This window comes from Flavobacterium weaverense (assembly GCF_003688495.1).
Classification (GTDB): domain Bacteria; phylum Bacteroidota; class Bacteroidia; order Flavobacteriales; family Flavobacteriaceae; genus Flavobacterium; species Flavobacterium weaverense.
Genome location: NZ_REFH01000008.1, coordinates 174,340 through 194,699 on the forward strand (window position 1 = coordinate 174,340; position 20,360 = coordinate 194,699).

Annotated in this window: 18 protein-coding genes; 11 read left to right on the forward strand and 7 right to left on the reverse strand. The window is 33.8% G+C overall.

The window, feature by feature from the left end; all coding sequences use genetic code 11:
• The first annotated feature begins 29 nt into the window (after positions 1-29).
• From BC961_RS04405 to BC961_RS04455, 11 genes are all read left to right on the forward strand, one after another.
• Positions 30-1,181, forward strand: coding sequence for a lycopene cyclase family protein (locus BC961_RS04405; RefSeq protein WP_121925091.1), 1,152 nt, complete (start codon positions 30-32; stop codon positions 1,179-1,181).
• A 108-nt stretch (positions 1,182-1,289) separates the two neighbouring features.
• On the forward strand, positions 1,290-1,700 hold the full coding sequence (locus tag BC961_RS04410; RefSeq protein WP_121924651.1) for a BrxA/BrxB family bacilliredoxin: 411 nt from the start codon (positions 1,290-1,292) through the stop codon (positions 1,698-1,700).
• A gap of 100 nt (positions 1,701-1,800) precedes the next feature.
• Positions 1,801-2,127, forward strand: coding sequence for a 2Fe-2S iron-sulfur cluster-binding family protein (locus BC961_RS04415; protein WP_121924652.1), 327 nt, complete (start codon positions 1,801-1,803; stop codon positions 2,125-2,127).
• 437 nt (positions 2,128-2,564) lie between these two features.
• Positions 2,565-3,950 (forward strand): oxygen-dependent tRNA uridine(34) hydroxylase TrhO, encoded by a 1,386-nt coding sequence (gene trhO, locus BC961_RS04420; protein WP_121924653.1) that lies wholly within the window; start codon positions 2,565-2,567, stop codon positions 3,948-3,950.
• A 440-nt stretch (positions 3,951-4,390) separates the two neighbouring features.
• Positions 4,391-7,537, forward strand: a complete 3,147-nt coding sequence (locus BC961_RS04425) for a SusC/RagA family TonB-linked outer membrane protein (protein ID WP_121924654.1) — start codon at positions 4,391-4,393, stop codon at positions 7,535-7,537.
• Between the two features lie 18 nt (positions 7,538-7,555).
• A complete protein-coding gene (locus BC961_RS04430; protein WP_121924655.1) occupies positions 7,556-9,088 on the forward strand; it encodes a SusD/RagB family nutrient-binding outer membrane lipoprotein in 1,533 nt (510 codons plus the stop codon).
• Positions 9,089-9,346: 258 nt separating this feature from the next.
• On the forward strand, positions 9,347-10,639 hold the full coding sequence (locus BC961_RS04435) for a PSP1 domain-containing protein (RefSeq protein ID WP_121924656.1): 1,293 nt from the start codon (positions 9,347-9,349) through the stop codon (positions 10,637-10,639).
• Complete coding sequence (locus BC961_RS04440; RefSeq protein ID WP_121924657.1) at positions 10,623-11,102, forward strand: gliding motility lipoprotein GldH; 480 nt, start codon at positions 10,623-10,625, stop codon at positions 11,100-11,102. The genes BC961_RS04435 and BC961_RS04440 overlap by 17 nt, the downstream gene beginning before the upstream one ends.
• A gap of 9 nt (positions 11,103-11,111) precedes the next feature.
• A complete protein-coding gene (locus BC961_RS04445; protein ID WP_121924658.1) occupies positions 11,112-13,421 on the forward strand; it encodes a penicillin-binding protein 1A in 2,310 nt (769 codons plus the stop codon).
• 69 nt (positions 13,422-13,490) lie between these two features.
• A complete protein-coding gene (locus BC961_RS04450) occupies positions 13,491-14,189 on the forward strand; it encodes a CoA transferase subunit A (protein WP_121924659.1) in 699 nt (232 codons plus the stop codon).
• Positions 14,190-14,363: 174 nt separating this feature from the next.
• Positions 14,364-15,017 (forward strand): CoA transferase subunit B, encoded by a 654-nt coding sequence (locus BC961_RS04455; protein ID WP_121924660.1) that lies wholly within the window; start codon positions 14,364-14,366, stop codon positions 15,015-15,017.
• An 83-nt stretch (positions 15,018-15,100) separates the two neighbouring features.
• Here the strand turns inward: BC961_RS04455 and BC961_RS04460 are convergent, their stop codons facing one another.
• From BC961_RS04460 to hemB, 7 genes are all read right to left on the reverse strand, one after another.
• Positions 15,101-16,540 carry a nucleoside recognition domain-containing protein gene (locus BC961_RS04460; RefSeq protein ID WP_121924661.1) on the reverse strand — a complete coding sequence of 480 codons (1,440 nt, stop codon included), beginning with the start codon at positions 16,538-16,540 and terminating at the stop codon, positions 15,101-15,103.
• Positions 16,541-16,645: 105 nt separating this feature from the next.
• Complete coding sequence (locus BC961_RS04465; protein WP_121924662.1) at positions 16,646-17,359, reverse strand: 3'-5' exonuclease; 714 nt, start codon at positions 17,357-17,359, stop codon at positions 16,646-16,648.
• A 77-nt stretch (positions 17,360-17,436) separates the two neighbouring features.
• Positions 17,437-17,916 (reverse strand): methylated-DNA--[protein]-cysteine S-methyltransferase, encoded by a 480-nt coding sequence (locus tag BC961_RS04470; RefSeq protein WP_121924663.1) that lies wholly within the window; start codon positions 17,914-17,916, stop codon positions 17,437-17,439.
• Positions 17,917-17,975: 59 nt separating this feature from the next.
• A complete protein-coding gene (locus tag BC961_RS04475) occupies positions 17,976-18,176 on the reverse strand; it encodes a helix-turn-helix transcriptional regulator (protein ID WP_121924664.1) in 201 nt (66 codons plus the stop codon).
• Positions 18,169-18,648: a hypothetical protein gene (locus BC961_RS04480; protein ID WP_121924665.1), complete on the reverse strand. Its 480-nt coding sequence runs from the start codon at positions 18,646-18,648 to the stop codon at positions 18,169-18,171. Before BC961_RS04480 ends, BC961_RS04475 begins: the two co-directional genes overlap by 8 nt.
• 144 nt (positions 18,649-18,792) lie before the next feature.
• Positions 18,793-19,179, reverse strand: coding sequence for a c-type cytochrome (locus BC961_RS04485; protein WP_121924666.1), 387 nt, complete (start codon positions 19,177-19,179; stop codon positions 18,793-18,795).
• 130 nt (positions 19,180-19,309) lie between these two features.
• Entirely contained in the window at positions 19,310-20,308 is a 999-nt protein-coding gene (gene hemB, locus BC961_RS04490; RefSeq protein WP_121924667.1) for a porphobilinogen synthase, read from the reverse strand.
• Positions 20,309-20,360: the final 52 nt, after the last annotated feature.

Sequence of the window (20,360 nt, forward strand, 5' to 3'; positions counted from 1 at the left end):
TTTTTGGAGATGATTATGCTCCAATTATTATGAAACATTACGATTACGTTTTTACTGGTACAGGTTTAGCTGCTTTGATGACGATTTATAAAATGATTGAATCCGGAAAATTTTCCAATCAATCCATTCTGTTAATCGATGAAAATACCAAAAAGACCAATGACAGAACCTGGTGTTTTTGGGAGCAAAAAGAATCCAAATGGGAAAATTCTATTTCTAAAAAGTGGGATTCGGCTTTGTTTGCCAATGCTGATTTTAGTCGGGATCTTGATTTAAAGCCATATCGTTACAATATGGTAAAAGGCTTAGATTTTTACAATCAAGTGTTCGACCTGATTTCGAAACAAACTAATATTACTTTTTTGAATGAAAAAGTCACCGATATCAACGAGCTAGAAAATCATATTTTTGTTGCAACACCTTCAGAAAACTTTACTTGTGGCAAAGTAATTAATAGTATTTATCGAAAATCTGAAGTGGAAAATCAAACTAATTATCCACTTTTGCAGCAACATTTTATTGGTTGGTTTATAAAATCAAAAGATCCTGTTTTCACTCCAGATCAAGCCACTTTTATGGATTTCTCTGTGGAGCAAAGAGGAAACACTCGCTTTATGTATGTTTTACCAACTTCGTCTACCGAAGCTTTGCTAGAATACACGCTGTTTTCTGCTCAATTATTACCAAAAGAAGAATACGAAAATGAGATCATCAAGTACATTGAAAAACTTGGAATAACAGACTACGAGATAGTCGAAAAAGAACAAGGAAGTATACCAATGAGTTGTTATCCTTTTTGGAAAAAGAATACTGAAAAAGTACTGAATATAGGAACAGCCGGCGGATGGACTAAAGCCAGTACAGGTTACACTTTTAAAAGCTCTGATAAAAAATCAACTCAATTAGTCGCTTTTTTACAAAAAGAAACAGATTTCACTAAATTCCACAAAACGACTAAGTTCTGGTTTTATGACTTGCTGCTTTTGGATATTTTAGATCGCAAAAACGAATTAGGAGCGTCTTTATTCTCCTCTCTTTTTAGAAAAGGAAGTCCCGCTTTAATTTTTAAATTTCTAGATGAAGAAACCACTTTTGCTGAAGATCTTCAAGTGATTTGGAAATGTCCTAAAATGCCTTTTATTAATGCTTTAGTTCGTTCGTGCAGACACTTATTTCAGTAATAAAGTCATGTCTATCAAACAATAACAAAACTTTATAATACAAATAATGGAGTTCTTTTTAAACTTCGTAACTTTGCTTGATAAAATTAATATTTAAAATACAACGATATGTATCCAGAAGAAATGGTAATGCCAATGCAAGCGGAATTAACGTCGGCAGGTTTTCAAGATTTACATAGTGCTGAGGCAGTAGATACTGCAATAAAAGCAGAAGGAACAACTCTAGTAGTAGTGAATTCAGTTTGTGGATGTGCAGCAAGAAACGCTCGTCCAGGAGCTAAAATGAGTTTAGATGGTGCTAAAAAACCAGACCATTTAATTACTGTTTTTGCAGGAGTTGATAAAGATGCAGTTGATGCAGCGAGACAACATATGTTTCCTTTTCCTCCATCTTCACCCGCTATGGCATTGTTCAAAAACGGTGAATTAGTTCACATGTTAGAGCGTCACCACATTGAAGGTCGTCCAGCTGAAATGATTGCAGAAAACTTGAAAGATGCTTTCAACGAGTATTGCTAAGATTTTTGCTTAGGCACAATAAATAATTATTTACCGCAGATTAGCTGATTACTTTTTAAATCTGCTAATCTGCGGTTTTGTTTTATAAACACTTTATATTTTGACCCAAAAACCAATACAATTTACCGTAATAGATAATGACTATTCTGAGCTAATCGAAACACAACAAGGAAGTTATCCTAACTTGATGTTTTTGTTGCGAGATAAATTGGGTTTAGAAGGTTTTGGTGAATGTGGTGGCGTAGGCAGATGTGCCACTTGTATTATTACTGCGGAAGGAATAACTGGAAACTCTATTATAAAGGATCGTAACGAACCCGCTACTTTATCAAAAATGGGTTACGAAGACGAATCCACTCGGTTAAGTTGCCAATTGTATATTACTTCAGATTTAGATGGCGCAACTATTACTATTTTAGATTTGTAGTAGTACTGACATTTTATATTAGACACGAATTGCACAAATGCCGCGAATTTGGATGATTTAGAATTACACCAATCTTACTATCAATATATTGGTCTTTTTTCTATCAAATTAATTCGTATTATTGTCAATAGAACACTCAGATACTTCCATTTTTTTTACTCAAAATTGTCATTCTGACGAAGGAAGAATCATAGTTAGTTAAGCAATTTACAAAGATTCTTCGTTCCTCAGAATGACAAAATAAGCGGAAACTATTCTTTAACTACAACTACCCTAGCCCAGATTGAAGCGGCATCCTCTTGTTGTAGCGCTAGCGAAAACAAGAGATATAGCGGAAAGCTGGAAAAAGCTCCAAGAAATTGAAACCATTAGTGAACTTTGAGTTTAATTTATCTACTTTTGCAAAAATAATTTTTCACACTTAAACTGTTTATAGCATGCAACTGTACAACACCTTAAGCGCAGAAGAAAGAGCCATCATGATCGATGATGCCGGAAAACAAAGACTTACTTTGTCTTTCTATGCTTATGCGCAAATTCAAAATCCAACACAATTTCGTAATGATTTATTTCTAGCGTGGAATCCCTTAGCAGTTCTGGGCAGGATTTATGTAGCTCATGAAGGGATAAATGCCCAACTTTCGCTTCCTGCTGATAATTTCTATACGTTTAAAGACACCATAGAAGTTTATGATTTCATGAAAGGAATCCGTTTGAATATTGCCGTAGAACATGATGATCACTCCTTTTTGAAACTAACCGTAAAAGTCCGTGACAAGATTGTTGCCGATGGTTTAGTGGATGAAACTTTTGATGTAACCAACATTGGAATACATTTAAAAGCGAAGGAATTCAATGATTTATTAGAAGATCCCAATACTATTGTGGTCGATATGCGTAATCATTACGAGAGCGAAATCGGTCATTTTACAAAAGCCATAAAACCAGATGTGGACACTTTTCGTGAAAGTTTGCCTATTATCGAAGAGCAATTAGCGGAGCACAAACAAGATAAAAAACTGTTGATGTATTGTACCGGAGGAATTCGTTGCGAGAAAGCCAGTGCCTACTTCAAACACAAAGGTTTTGAAAATGTTTACCAACTCGAAGGTGGAATTATTGAATACACCCGTCAAGTAAAAGAGCAAGGTTTAGAGAGTAAATTCATTGGAAAAAACTTTGTATTCGATCACCGATTGGGCGAAAGAATCACAGACGATATCGTATCACAATGCCATCAATGCGGAAAGCCTTGTGATGTACATACGAATTGTGCTAACGAAGGTTGTCATTTGCTTTTCATTCAATGTGAAGAATGTGCGAGTGCTATGGAAGGCTGTTGTTCATCAGCATGTGTAGAGGTAATTCACTTGCCAGAAGAAGAGCAAAAAGCAGTAAGAAGAGGAATTAAAAACGGCAATATGATTTTCAAAAAAGGAAAATCAGATGTGCTGACATTTAAGAACAATCAAGATCCATTAGCTGCAGTTCCAAATCTTACGGAATTGGCCGAAACAAAAACAGCTCGAAGAGTCGCTACTGTTTTAAAGAAAGAAATAAAAATTAAAAAACAATACATTGGAAAAGGAACTCACTTTTTTCCAAAACCAAGCGTTGCACAATTTCTAATTGAAGAAGGAGAAATTAAAATTGGTGATACTCTTTTAATAAAAGGAGCTACAACTGGAGAACAGCAAATCATTATTGAAGAAATGTTCGTGAATGATATTGATGCTACAATTGCTACTTCGGGAGACACTTGCACTTTCAAATTGCCTTTTAGAATTCGTTTATCTGATAAATTATATAAAGTTTTAGACTAGTTTTTAAACAAACTTACTCATTACCTCTGTCAAAGTTCAAAACTTTGACAGAGGTTTTTTTTGCACAAATATTAAAACTCATGCTAAAATCGAACTTGTTCCTGTCATTAGGAACTTCGCCTAGTGGCAAAATACAATTATGCATGTTGAATATGTTTTAACATGTAAGTTTTAAATTATTCTTTTAAAATGAATTCACTTTTAATTGTATAAAATCATGGAAAATCGGTTTTGAAAAATTCATTAGATCCAAAAACTTCTTACTTCTCAAAATCAGTGAATTAGATGATTTTAGAAAGCTGTAAATTAGTCGTCAAAGCTTGTCAAATACAAATTGTATCAATAAAAACAGCGTGAGATTTTGAAACAATTAACAAATTTCACCAATGTTATGTTAAATTTTATGTTAGTTTTACTTTAAATTAAGAAAATTTAACAATATGAAAAAAAAGAGCTTACTTCTTTTACTATTCTTTTTTGGGTTTTTTATAACGTATGCCCAAGAAGGTATTATTAAAGGTAAAGTTTCAGACAATCTTGGTATTGGATTACCCGGAGCAAACATCGCAATTAAAGGAACTAAATCTGTTGTGTCTACAGATCTAGATGGAAATTTTCAAATTAAAGCTTCAAAAGGAAACGTTTTAGTGGTTTCATACATTGGCTTCGCCAATCAAGAAGCAACTGTCACAGGAAACACATTAAATATTAGCCTTAAGGAAAGCTCAGAAAACAAACTAGACGAGGTTGTAATTACCGCTTTTAGTGTTCAAAGTAAAACTAAATCTTTAGGATTTGCGAATCAAACAATCAAAGCCGCAGATATTGAAAGACCAGGCCAAGTGAATGCTTTAGAAAGTTTACAAGGAAGTATTTCTGGACTTACGGTAAATAAAACTTCTGGTGCTGCAGGTGCTGGAGTTGATATTTTAATTAGAGGAGTTTCTTCTTTAAGTGCAGGAAGCAACAATCAGCCGTTAATCATTATTGATGGTAATCCTGTAAACAATTCAACTTTCACAGGAAATATTAATCCTTCAATTGGTTCTAATTCTGCTGGAAGTAGTGAGCAATTTGCTTTTTCAAATCGTTCAGTAGATATCAATCCAAATGACATCGAGTCTTATTCGATTCTAAAAGGTGCAGGAGCCACGGCTTTATATGGTATATTGGCTGGTAACGGTGTAATTATTATCACTACAAAAAAAGGAAAAGAAGGAAAAACAAAAGTTAACGTTTCTTCGAGTGTTTCGTTTAGTGAAGTAAACAAATATCCAGAACTACAATCAACGTGGAGAGAAGGTACAACTGCAGGAAATGGAGCTTCTCCCTTCCCACGTACTTTAGTACCTAGAGTTTTAAGCAATAATGACGACAGTGTTCCTGGAGGAGTTTCGTACTACCCTGGATTTACATCAGGATTTCAATCGAATGGACCAAAATATTCTTCTGCTGATGATTCAAGCATTCGCTTTAGAGATTTTTATAAAGATTTTTTCAAAACTGGAGTTAATCACACTTTAAACGTAAGTGTAAGCGGTGGAAACGAAAAAATCAATTATTATCTTTCTGCATCTACAAGTAAAGATGAAGGAACGGTTCCAAACACAAGCTACGACAGAAAAACTTTAAAATTTAATGGAGGTTATAAATTATTAGAAAATTTAAAACTGGGAACTTCTGTAACGTATGCTAATTCTGGCGGAACTAGAGCTAATACTGGTGATAAATCGATCATGAGTTCTATGGCTTACTGGTCTCCATCTATTGACATCAACAACTATTTGACTGTTGATGGAAAACAAAGAAACTGGACCAAAGGAACTATCGATAATCCAAGATATTTTGCTGAAATCAGCAATTTAAATGACAATGTAGATCGTTGGATTGCTGGTGCCGACTTAAACTGGCAAGCGAATTCTTGGTTTAATGTTGTTTATAGAGCAAGTATTGATAATTATTCGGAGTTGAGAAATAGATATGTTCCAGACGATTTAGATGTTGGGACTGGTGTAAAAGGATTCATAACAAATGAAACTATTAATTTCAAAGGTCTGAACTCAAACTTAGTATTTACAGCGACTAAAAAATTTGGTGACATTAGCACTAATCTTTTGATCGGACAACAAATTTCTGACACTAGAAACACCTATGGCAATCAAAGAGGTGAAGGTTTATTAATCTCAGGATTCGACAACATTTCAAATACTACAAACAAATTTGTAACGAATACAGGAGAACAAGTTCAAAGAAACATTGGGTACTTTGGTGAAGCAAAAGCTGATTTCAAAGAAATTATCTATTTAGGAGCTACTGCAAGAAGAGATGAAGTTTCAACTTTACCTAAAGCAAATCGATCTTTTGATTATTACTCTACAAATGCTGCCTTTGTATTTAATGACTTAATTGATAAAGATAGAAATGTTTTATCATTAGGAAAAATAAGAGCTTCATGGGCACAAGTTGGAAAAATTCCTCCTTACGGAATTGGAAGGTACAGTAGACCAGAAACTCCGTTCAATGGTGTTGGTGGAATTTCTGTTGGTTCAATTGCTTCAGACCCTAATATTAGACCAGAGATCGTTACCACTCTTGAAGTAGGTACTGATTTAAAGTTTTACAATAACCGTATACGATTAGAGTACACTTATTTTGATAGAAAAAGTGATGACCAAATTATTGCAGTTCCAGTTTCACAAATTTCAGGATTAACAAGTATTTGGAGTAATGCAGGTTCCTTAAAAACAAAAGGTCATGAGTTAACACTTGCAGGAGACATATTAAAAACTAACGATTTAAAATGGACTGCTACTGCTAACTTTACAGCTTATGACACTGAAGTAACTTCTTTACCATTTGAAAATGTTGTTTTTATGGACAGTTTTCAAGGTGTAATTTCTCAAGTTAAAGTAGGTGATGCAGCAGGATCTTTATATGGATATACTTGGACGGAAGTTGATGGCCAAAGACTAATTGGCTCAAACGGATTACCTGTTTTGAAAAAAACAGCTAAAGGTGATTTCGAATATTCAAAAGTGGCTAATGCATTTCCTGACTGGGTTGCTACATTAAATAATACGTTCACTTATAAAAACTTTAATTTGTCTTTCTTATTCGAATATAAAGAAGGTGGAAGCGCTTTTGATTCAGGACAAAGAAACGGGTTACGTAATGGTGTTCTTAAGATCACTGAGGAGAGAAACATCACAAAAGTGCTTGACGGTGTTAAATCTAATGGTTCTGGAGGTTATGTTACAAACGACATTCCTGCAATAATAGATGCTAACAGTTACTACCGTAATGAAAACTACAACAGAGCTTCTGAAATTTTAGTCCAAGATGCTTCTTGGTTGAAATTAAGAAATGTGTCTTTATCGTATAATTTACCTTCAGAATTGCTTCGTAAATTAAACATTGCTACTGCTTCATTTACAGTAAGCGGAAGTAACTTCTTGCTATGGACACCATTTAGAGGTTTTGATCCTGAAGGAAGTCAGTTTAGCTCAGGAAGTAATGTATATGGATTCACAGGTTTAAACGTTCCATTAACACAATCGTACTCTTTTGGTGTTAATTTTGGATTTTAATTTATTAAAAATAACAGTATGAAAAATATTTTAAAAATAGTAGCACTTTTTGTTACGACCAGCTTGGTGACAAGTTGCAGCGATAGTTATTTTGATGTAAATACACCTCCTGATGCGATAGACACTAATTCAACAGCATTAAAAGATGTATTAAGTCCTGCCATTCAAAACACCATTGACGCTCAATATTCTGCTTCAGTAAGTGTTGCTCAAGTAAGCCAACATATTTCATCAGCACTTTCAAATCAAGATATTGACAAGCATTATTTCAGTGGCTTAGATTCATATTGGTTCACCACTTATGTAAAAGCTTTATCTAATATAAAAGTGGTAGAAGACAAAGCAATCGCAACAAATTCTTCTCATTACTTAGGAATTGCACAAATTTTGAAAGCAATTAATATAGGTTTAGCAACTGATTTATACGGTGATATTCCTTATACTGAAGCTTCTCAAGGGGGTACAATTACGTATCCAAAATATGATTCTCAAGAATCTGTGTATGCGGCTATTGATGGATTATTTACAGATGCAATCGCAAAATTATCGGCTCCTAACACTTCAATAATTAATAAACCTGGTAAAGAAGATTTAATTTATGGCGGAGACGTTAACAAATGGATTAAGGCTGCGTATACTTTTAAAGCGAGATATCAGTTACACTTATCTAAAATAAACGCTGGAACAGCTGCTACTAAAGCATTGGAAAGTTTATCAAAAGGGTTCACGTCTAATGCTGACGATTTTCAATTAGTTTACAATACTGTAAATACAAATCCTTGGTACGCAAATCAGTTAGGATTAAACACTGGTAACATTTCATTTTTAATTTCGAATCAATTGATAAATGCTATGAATGGAAAATCATTTCCTTTTAGCACAGTAACGATGGATCCAAGATTATTAGCAATTGTTGACATTAGAAAATATCCGAATCCAGCTTCACAAACTACAAATCCAGATCCAATGGTAGTTACTAATTACAATGGAATTGAAAATGGAACTGGTGCAAACGTTCCTGGACAACCAGGAGCTAATGCTAAAATAGGAATTGATTTCTTTTACTCAAAAGCGAATTCACCATTAGTGATTATGTCATTTGCTGAAGCGAAATTTATTGAAGCAGAAGCTAATTTCATTATAGCAGGAGGAACTGCAACTAGCACTGGTGCAAATGCAGCAGCAAATACTGCTTATCTTGCTGGAATTAATGCTAACATGGATAAGTTAGGAGTTGCACCTGCTTTGAAAACAGCTTACGTTGCTGACGCATCAATTGCTAAAGGCGCAGCTGCTCTAGCATTAAAAGACATCATGAGACAGAAATTTATCGCATTATATCTAAATCCTGAAACGTTCACAGATTACAGAAGATATAATTTTTCACCAAATGTTTTTGTTGGTTTAAAACTACCAAAAAATACAGATCCTAACAATGGTGGTAATTGGATTAGAAGATTTGTATATCCAAATTCTGAAAAAAGTACTAATTCAGCTGTTTATAGTACAAATTTTAAATCTATGATTACACCAGTTTGGTGGGACAAATAGTAAAGGAATTCTACTGCTTCACAGTAAAAATTTAGAAGTTATTTATTAAAAAAAATGGCGTTTTAAAAATGCTAATTCAGTAAAATAGATTAAAAACTAACCCATTATGATAGTAATCGTAATGGGTTTTTTTTAGTAAAATTTTATCAGTTTCCTGCAATTTCAATCGTTGTAACATAAAATTAAAAAATACTATCTTTACGACTTAATCGTTTTAAGAACTTAAGTTGTGCCAGTCACAACACTATATATAAAATTATGGCATGTACAAGTTGTTCAACTTCTGATGGTGGCGCACCTAAGGGTTGTAAAAATAATGGGACTTGCGGCACCGATAGCTGCAATAAACTGACTGTTTTCGATTGGCTTTCAAATATGAGTTTACCTAATGGAGACGCTCCTTTCGACTGTGTCGAAGTTCGTTTTAAAAATGGTAGAAAAGAATTTTATCGCAATACTGAAAAGTTAACATTAAGCATTGGAGATATAGTTGCAACGGTTGCTTCTCCCGGTCACGATATAGGAATTGTCACGTTGACAGGAGAATTAGTTAAAATCCAAATGAAGAAAAAAGGGGTAAATCATTTAAGTAATGAAGTACCTAAAATCTATAGAAAAGCATCTCAAAAAGATATTGATATTTGGTCAGTTGCTCGTGATAGAGAAGAACCAATGAAAGTGAGAGCACGTGAATTAGCGATTGCTCAAAAATTAGAAATGAAAATTTCAGACATCGAATTTCAAGGAGATGGTTCGAAAGCGACTTTCTACTACACTGCAAATGACAGAATTGACTTTCGTGCTTTAATTAAAGACTTCGCAAAAGAATTCAGTACTCGAATTGAAATGAAACAAGTTGGCTTTCGCCAAGAAGCAGCTCGCTTAGGCGGGATTGGTTCATGTGGAAGAGAGTTATGTTGTTCTACATGGTTAACTGATTTTAGAAGCGTAAACACTTCTGCAGCGCGTTACCAACAACTATCTTTAAATCCGCAAAAATTAGCGGGACAATGTGGTAAATTAAAATGTTGTCTAAACTACGAGCTAGACACTTATATGGATGCGTTGAAAGATTTTCCAGATTTTGAAACTAAATTAGTTACTGAAAAAGGAGATGCAATTTGCCAAAAACAAGATATTTTTAAAGGATTAATGTGGTTTGCTTACACTAATAACTTCGCTAACTGGCATGTTTTAAAAATTGATCAGGTAAAAGAAATTGTAGCAGAAAATAAATTAAAAAATAAGGTTTCTTCACTTGAAGATTTTGCAATTGAAATTGTAGTTGAGGTAGAGAAAAACTTTAATAATGCAATGGGACAAGAGAGTCTAACTCGTTTTGACCAACCTAAAGCAAAGAAAAAACCAAATAAGAAACGTAAAACTGTTGGAGAAAATGCGATTGTTGCCAACGGCAGCAAACCGGCAAAAGATAATAAAATCATTAAAAACAGTAAACCGGCAGATACTAATCGTCAAGCGCCTGTAGATAAAAAACCTGCGGAGCCTAGAAAACCTATAATTATTACCAAAAATGTGGATAAAAAATAGCGCTTTAGTTCTATTGGTTGTGATTCTCTTTTCTTCTTGTGATAAAAAAAGAGTTTTTGATGAGTATAAAACTGTTGGAAATGCGTGGCATAAAGACAGTATTATAACTTTCAATTTACCAGAGCTAGATTCGACAAAACGATATAATTTATTTGTAAATTTAAGAGCAAATAATGATTACAAATTCAATAACTTGTTTTTAATTGTAGCATTAGAAATGCCTAATGGATTCACAAAAGTAGATACTTTAGAATATCAGATGGCTGATCCTGATGGCACAATGTTAGGCGATGGCTTTACTGATATTAAAGAAAGTAAATTGTTTTATAAAGAAAATGTACGATTTCGCAAGAAATACAAAGTGCATATCAAACAAGCTGTTAGAGAGAATGGCAAAGTGCCTGGTGTACAAGACTTAGACGGAATTACTGAAGTTGGTTTTAGAATAGAAAAAAAAGAATAATATAGTATTATGGCTATCAAAAAAAACAATAAACAGACGAAAGGCACTGGCAAAGACATTACTTCTTATCAGAGGAAGTTTTGGAAAATATTCTTCATTGGTTTAGGAAGTGTAGGTTTGTTTTTCTTATTCGCATCCTGGGGAATCTTTGGATCAATGCCTTCATTTGAAGACTTAGAGAATCCTGATTCTAACCTAGCAACTGAAATTATTTCAGCAGATGGAGTAGTTATTGGTAAGTATTTCCAAAAGAATAGATCGCAATTAAAATATTCTGACTTACCTAAAAACTTAGTTCAAGCTTTAATTGCTACTGAAGATGCTCGTTTTTATGATCACTCAGGGATTGATGCGAGAGGAACTTTAAGAGCTATTTCGAGTTTAGGAACAAGCGGTGGCGCAAGTACTTTAACGCAACAATTAGCGAAACAATTATTTCATGGTGAAGGGTCTAAATTTTTACCTTTTAGAATCGTTCAAAAAATGAAAGAATGGATTATTGCAATTCGTTTAGAAAGACAATATACTAAAAATGAAATCATTGCGATGTACTGCAACGTATATGATTTTGGAAATAACTCTGTTGGAGTAAGCTCTGCAGCAAAAACTTATTTTTCAAAAGAGCCAAGAGATTTGACAATAGACGAATCTGCTATTTTAGTGGGAATGTTTAAAAACTCTGGATTATACAATCCAATTCGTAATCCTCAAGGAGTTAAAAATCGTAGAAATGTAGTGTTGTCACAAATGGAAAAAGGTGATATTATTACTGAAGATCAAAAAGTGCAATTACAGAGTTTACCAATCAAATTGAATTTCAAATTAGAAACTCACAAAGACGGTACTGCTACTTACTTTAGAGAATATCTTCGCGATTACATGAAAAAATGGGTAGAAGAAAACAAAAAGTCGGACGGGTCTAACTACGATATTTACAAAGACGGTTTAAAGATTTATACAACGATCGATTCAAGAATGCAGTCACATGCTGAAAAAGCAGTTACGGCGCATATGGCAAATCTTCAGCAAGAATTTTTTAATCAGTCAAAAGGCAATAAAAATGCTCCTTTTGTTAATATTTCAGCTGTTGAAACTCAAAAAATATTGAACCAAGCTATGAAATCATCGAACCGTTGGTCTGTAATGAAATCAATGGATAAAAGTGAGGAAGAAATTATAAAATCGTTTAGTGAAAAGACTAAAATGACTGTTTTTTCTTGGAAAGGAGAAAGAGATACAATCATGACTCCTATGGATTCAATCCGTTATTACAAACACTTTCTTCAATCTGGTTTAATGGCTATGGAGCCACAAACTGGAAATATTAAAGCGTGGGTTGGAGGAATTAATTACAAGTATTTTCAGTACGATCACGTAGGGCAAGGAGCGAGACAGGTAGGTTCGACTTTTAAACCATTTGTATATGCGACTGCTATTGAACAATTGAATATGTCTCCTTGTGATTCTATTATTGATGGACCTTTTATGATTAGAAAAGGTCGCCATAATGTAACAGCGGATTGGGAGCCAAAAAATTCAGATAATAAATACCGCGGAATGGTTACCTTAAAAAGAGGTTTAGCTAGTTCAATAAATACAGTATCTGCCAAGTTAATGGATAAAGTAGGTCCAAAAGCTGTTGTAGATTTAACTCATAAATTAGGCGTGAAATCTGAAATTCCTTTGCAACCATCAATTGCCTTAGGTGCCGTTGAAATTACTGTTGAGGACATGGTAGCTGCCTACAGCACATTTGCAAATCAAGGTGTTTATATGAAACCACAATTTATATCACGAATTGAAGATAAAAGTGGTGTAATTATTTATGAGCCAATACCAGAATCCCACGATGTATTAAATAAAGATATCGCTTACGCAGTAATCAAATTGTTAGAAGGAGTTACCGAAGGTGGTTCTGGAGATCGTTTGCGAACTACGGGCGGTGGAAATGGTTCTAATCGCTGGACAGGTTATCCGTATAACTTCAAGAATCCGATTGCAGGAAAAACTGGAACTACACAAAATCAATCTGATGGTTGGTTTATGGGGATGGTTCCAAATCTTGTAACGGGTGTTTGGGTTGGTTGCGAAGATCGTTCTGCACGTTTTAAAAGTATTACTTACGGACAAGGAGCTACTGCAGCATTACCTATTTGGGGTTACTTTATGAAACTTTGCTATGATGATCCAGATTTAAAAGTTTCGAAATCTCCATTTGAGCGACCTGCTAATCTTTCTATTAAAGTAGATTGTTATGTTGCTAAAAAAGTAGTCGATTCAACTGACACTGAAAATGACACAGGAGAATTCGAATTGTAAAATTTTAAATTGTTTAAATAATTAAATCCTATTTTTTATTAAAATTAGGCTTATTAGTAATTCATTCTTATGATCAATAAAAAAGTAAATAATGTTCACGAAGCCCTTCAAGGAATTGAAAATGGGATGACTGTCATGTTAGGTGGTTTCGGATTATGTGGAATTCCTGAAAACAGTATCGCTGAATTAGTAAAAAAAGAAACGACGGATTTAACTTGTATTTCAAATAATGCAGGAGTAGATGATTTTGGCCTTGGTTTACTTTTGCACAAGCGCCAAATCAAAAAGATGATTTCATCTTACGTTGGTGAAAATGCTGAATTTGAACGTCAAATGCTTTCTGGAGAATTGGACGTAGAGTTAACACCTCAAGGAACTCTAGCAGAAAAATGTCGTGCAGCTCAGGCTGGAATTCCAGCATTTTTTACGCCAGCCGGCTTCGGAACTGAAGTTGCTGAAGGTAAAGAAACTCGAGAATTTAATGGAAAAATGCACGTAATGGAATTGGCTTTCAAAGCTGATTTTTCTATTGTAAAAGCGTGGAAAGGTGATGAAGCCGGAAATCTTATTTTTAAAGGAACTGCCAGAAACTTTAATTCTTGTATGGCTGGCGCTGCAAAAATCACAATTGCTGAAGTAGAAGAATTGTTACCTGTGGGTTCGCTTGATCCAAATGAAATACATATTCCAGGGATATTAGTCCAACGTATTTTTCAAGGCGAAAAATTTGAGAAAAGAATTGAGCAAAGAACGGTTAGAAAAAAGTAATCAGTGTTCAGTCATCAATTTGAACTTTAAATAGACTTTAAATAAAACATTTAATGAACCTTACTATCTTAATGATTTAAAAAAGTGAGCAGTGATCATTTTAAGTCTAAAAACAGTAATAGTAAAAATACTTACTGAACCTTAATATTCTTAATGGTTTAAAAAAAATAAATTATGTTAACAAAAGAAGACATAGCAAAAAGAATTGCAAAAGAAGTTAAAGATCGGTATTACGTAAACTTAGGTATAGGAATTCCAACACTGGTGGCAAATTATGTTCCTGATGGAATTAATGTCGAGTTTCAAAGTGAAAATGGTGTGCTAGGAATGGGACCGTTTCCATTTGAAGGCGAAGAAGATGCCGATATCATTAATGCTGGAAAACAAACCATTACGACTTTACCAGGAGCCAGTTTTTTTGATTCTGCTTTTAGTTTTGGAATGATTCGTAGCCAAAAAGTAGACTTAACTATTCTTGGTGCAATGGAAGTAGCCGAAAACGGTGATATTGCCAATTGGAAAATACCAGGTAAAATGGTAAAAGGAATGGGTGGCGCTATGGATTTAGTTGCTTCGGCAGAGAATATTATAGTTGCCATGATGCACGTGAATAAAGCAGGGGAATCAAAAATACTTAAAAAATGTACTTTGCCATTAACAGGTGTAGGCTGCGTTAAAAAAGTGGTTACTGAACTTGCAGTTCTAGAAGTGACTCCAAAGGGTTTTAAGCTCTTAGAACGCGCGCCAGGAGTTACAGTTGAACATATCATTGCTTCAACAGAAGCTGAACTAATAATTGAAGGTGAAATACCAGAGATGGTTATTTAACAAAACTTCTATAAATGTAAAAGTGTCGGAATTTCAATATTGAAATTCCGACTCTTTTTTTATATTAATAATTTACAGTAATCTTAGAAAAACCATGTCGCTACAAAGATGGCTGTAATTACACAAATCACATCAACTAGCAACATCGTTCCTAGCGCGTAACGTGTGTTTTTAATATTTACAGAACCGAAGTAAACTGCAATTACATAAAATGTGCTTTCGGCACTACATTGAAAAATACTGCTTAACCTTCCTGTTAAGGAATCTGCGCCAAAAGTACTCATCGAATCTAATAAAAACCCTCTTGATCCTGCAGAACTGAAAGGTCTAAGCAAGGCGACTGGCATAGCATCAATAATTTGTTTATTTACTCCTAAGTTCGAAAAGATAAAAGCAATTCCATCACTTATAATATCAAATAAACCGCTGTTTCTAAATAAAGAAATAGCAGCTAGCATTCCCAAAACATAAGGAAAAATAGTAACTCCAGTTTTTACACCATTATTTGCACCAACTACAAAAGAGTCAAATACAGTCGTTTTAGCCTCAGCAAATTTCTTCTCTTGACGAAATGCGTAAAATAAGGTAAAACCAATAATAGCTAATAAAATCAATCCCGAAAGATTAGAAGTAAAATAATTCTTTCCGATTAAATCTAAATGATTAACATACATCAACAACCCGACAATAGCGCCAATTAATGTCATTAATCCAATTACCAAGGAAGCACTTTTAAAATTGATTTTTTGTTTTACACCCACGATTAAAAAAGCAGCAATAGTACCAATAAACGATGTAATAATACAGGGCAACATTACATCAGCAGGATTACTAGAACCTGCAGCTGCACGGTATCCGATAATAGAGGTGGCAATTAAAGTTAAACCCGATGCGTGCAAACACATAAACATAATTTGCGCATCACTTGCAGTGTCTTTATCCGGATTGAGCTCTTGCAAACTCTCCATTGCTTTTAACCCAAAAGGCGTTGCGGCCGAATCTAGCCCTAAAAAATTAGCTGCAAAATTCAATGTCATATAAGAAATAGAGGGATGATTTTTAGGAATACTTGGAAATACTTTTACAAATACAGGACTCAATACTTTAGCTAATTTACCAGAAACTCCAGAAATAATTAAAAGCTCCATCAGTCCACAAAAGAAGGCTAAATAAGCAATCAAGGGAATAATAATGTCAACTAAACTGCTTCTACACGTTGCTAATAATCCATCGGATTTTTGAACTCCACTGTAAATCTGAACGGTTTGATTTTTGTAAACATAAGTCGTATCGTTATTTGACAAATCACGATTAACAATCATGGTTTTATCTGCTTTCAATTGAATACTATCTCTAATAAAAGCAGGAACTTGATCTATATATTTTTCAGATACTAAAATACGATCACCCTTTTCACCATTCAAAACGTAATCGATGGTATAAGTACTTCCCGAAAACAAACTGATCACCACAAATAAAATCGACGAGATAAAAATAACTAACCAAAACCTACTTAATACCATAATCTATATTTTTTATAAATGTGACAAATCAAGGAAAACCGTAAAATCAAATTTCAATTGCTAAAACTAATATATATTTTTGATACTGTAACAGAAATCATTTATTTAAACATGAATAATCTCGTCTTCTATTAACAAATCTTCTCTCCTTAATCTCAGAAAAATTTGCGCTACGGCAATAGTATCTTTTTCACAATAAGTTACGATTCGATCTATATCTTTTTCGACATAGAAAACATGACCAACTTGACTGCCATCGATATCACCTTTTGGGGAAGGAATTCCCAATATTTTTGTTAGTAATTTGAGTGAAGTGTAGTGCTTATAATCCCCGAACTTCCATAATTCTAATGTATCCAAATGTGGTATTTCCCATGGTTTTTTTCCAAATAGATTTAGCTTGTTGGGAATCGCTATTTGATTTATAATCATTCGGCGCGCAATAAATGGAATGTCAAATTCTTTTGCATTGTGTCCGCATAGAACATGCTGTGGTTGGTTAAAGTGCGTATTAAGCAAATTATTAAAATCTTCTAATATTTTTTTTTCTTCACCAAAAAAAGAAGTAACTCTAAAATTCCGAATGTCATTTTTGATTGTAAAATATCCAACAGAAATGCAAACAATTTTACCAAATTCTGCCCAAATACCCGCACGGTCGTAGAAATCCTCTGCTGTGAATTCGTCCTTTCTTTGATACTGTGTTTTATGTTCCCATAAATCTCTCATCTCAACATCTAAAGCATTAAAATTTTCGGCTTCAGGTACAGTTTCGATATCTAGAAATAGAATATTATTAAGGTTTATTTTTTCGATCATATTTTCATATTTGATCCCAAATTACATAAATTTTCACAAACTAAAATACGATTTAGTGATAGAAAGTAAAAATTAAACTACAGTTCATCGAAAAGACTTTGCTGATTCGTAGGATTTTCATGTTCTAAAAGCCACTTTTTTCTCCATAAGCCACCAGCATAACCAGTCAACGAACCATCAGAACCGATAACTCTGTGGCACGGAACTACAATCCACAAAGGATTTTTACCATTGGCGGAAGCCACAGCGCGAATTGCTTTTACATCACCTAAGATTTTTGATTGTTCGAGATATGTTCTCGTTTTGCCAAATGGAATTGATAAAAGCCCTTTCCACACTTTGTTCTGAAACTCCGTTCCTTTAGGATTTAACTTAAAATCAAACGCAGTTCTCGTTCCTTCAAAATACTCATTTAACTGAGTTACTGCATTCTGTAAGTTTGCAGGAATTTCGGTTGAAAGCGTTCCTTCGTCGTGCACTGAAATCGAGCAAATACCTTTTTCATCGCCTACAATTTCAGCAATACCTAGAGGTGTTTTTATAAAAGCAGTTTCCATACTATCGAATTTATTTAATTATCTCATTAAAATTGGTTCAATTATTTGAAAGTAAGGGGTTAATCGTCACTGTCTAATTCAAAGATCTCATGCACTGATTTACCGAATAGTTTAGCGATTTTTAAAGCTAAAACTGTCGACGGTACATATTTCTTTAACTCAATTGCATTTATTGTTTGCCTACTCACTCCTATTTTCTCCGCTAATTGTGCTTGTGTAATGTTTGCAATAGCACGCTGTACTTTTACATTATTAGTCATAATTATCCAATTTACTGTTTTTGTATAACGTCCAATGAAATCGGATAATAAAGAACAATAGTAGCGTAAACATGTTATATTCCATAACTTGAAGGAAAGACAATCCGTAAATAAAAATCACGCAAATTAATAAAATAGCATAATTGACGTAGGTTGCCCAAACTAAACTTTCAAGACGAATTTTAGAAACCATTTCGTCTTCTATCTTTTCTTTAGAAAAAGCGAAAACAATACCACAAATAATAAATACAGTCATCAACACCTCATCGATAATATTATTTTCAGTTAATCCAAAGTAAGCAGTATGAATGCCGGCTTTATCATAAATAAAAGCAAATGTTTTAACAGGTAGTTGAATTACATCGTGATCTCTATTGACAGCAGAAATAATCAACAGTGTTAGGAGAGAAATAACTAATAAGATACCGCTAAACTTTTTAAAGGAATACGGAAATAAATAATTTGTTTTCATGTTGATACAATTAAAATTCACATCAAATGTAAAGTAAAATAATCAAAAAGTAAAGCAAACTTGACATAAATAAAAATAAAAAAATCTATAGGAGATTTTGCTTTCCTATAGATTTTTAAAATTTCACTTTTAATAAAGATGAAACTATTTGATACTTGAATATACATAAGCTTCTAGTGCGCCTAATTCTTCATCAGACATCGCTTTAGTAATCGCAAAATTAGCTTTCATCACTTCGTATTGGCTTGGATCAACAATTGGTTCACCTTCACCTTTTAGAAATTTAACCATGTCTGCATTTTTATCTTTGTACATCTGCGCAATAACTTTAAGACTTGGTCCTACGACTTTCTGGTCCATTTGGTGACAAGCAACGCAATTTCCTTTTCCTTTAAAAATCTCTGCACCTAGTTCTTCAGGAGTCTGAGCGATCTCTTCAGTTGAAGTAGGATACAATGGTTCTTTTTTAGTTTCTTCTTTTTTACAAGAAGCCATGGCTAAAACTGCAAATAATAATAAAATCTTTTTCATGTTATTTTCTTTAATTGTGATTATTTAAATTCCAGTCAAAAAGTAAGATTAGCTGTATTTAACTCTGTATCAAATATACTAAAAAAATTACTCTTCAGCTCAATTTTCAAATTTTAAGCTTATTATTTTATTAACTTTTTTGTAAAAGTATCGCAGCTTCTTTAGCAAAATAGGTCGAAATTAAACTTGCTCCTGCTCTTTTTATACACATTAATTGCTCCATCATAATTTTGTCATGATCTAACCAACCTCTCTCGGCTGCTGCTTTGATCATTGCATATTCTCCCGAAACATGAAAAACAGTTACAGGAACATTCACAGCATTTTTAACTTCACGTACAATATCTAAATAAGCGATTCCTGGTTTTACCATAACCATATCTGCACCTTCTTCAACATCCCACAATGCTTCTTTTATAGCTTCTAAACGGTTTGCATAGTCCATTTGGTACGTTTTTTTATCTTGCGGAACAACTACGTCAGCTTCTCTTGGAGCGCTGTCTAAGGCGTCTCTAAATGGGCCGTAAAATGCCGAAGCATATTTAGCCGAATAACTCATGATACCTACATTTTGAAATCCCGCAGCATCAAGTCCTTGACGCAAGCGTAAAACACGCCCGTCCATCATGTCGGATGGAGCTACAAAATCAGCTCCTGCTTGTGCATGAGAAACGGCCATTTTTACTAATGCATCATTTGTTGAGTCATTCTCAATATCACCATTAGCGATTATTCCATCATGACCATAAATGGAATAAGGATCTAATGCCACGTCTGGCATTACAATCATTTCTGGACAAGCTACTTTTATCTCCTTAATCGCACGTTGCATTAATCCTTCTGGATTCCAAGCTTCTTTTCCAGTATTGTCTTTTAAACTTTCATCAACTTTTACATAAATGTTTACCGCACGAATTCCTAATTCGAATAATTCCTTAACTTCTGAAACAGTTAAATCTACTGAACGTCGATAAATTCCTGGCATGGAGGAAATTTCTACTTTGTAATTTTCACCTTCTGCGATGAACATTGGGAACATAAAATCGCTTGGACTTAATGTGGTTTCGCGAACTAAAGAACGAATGGATTCGTTTACGCGTAATCTTCTACCTCTTTGTAATGGGAACATAATGATTTATGATTTTAGATTAACGATTGTAGATTTTAGATCTTTGCTCTAT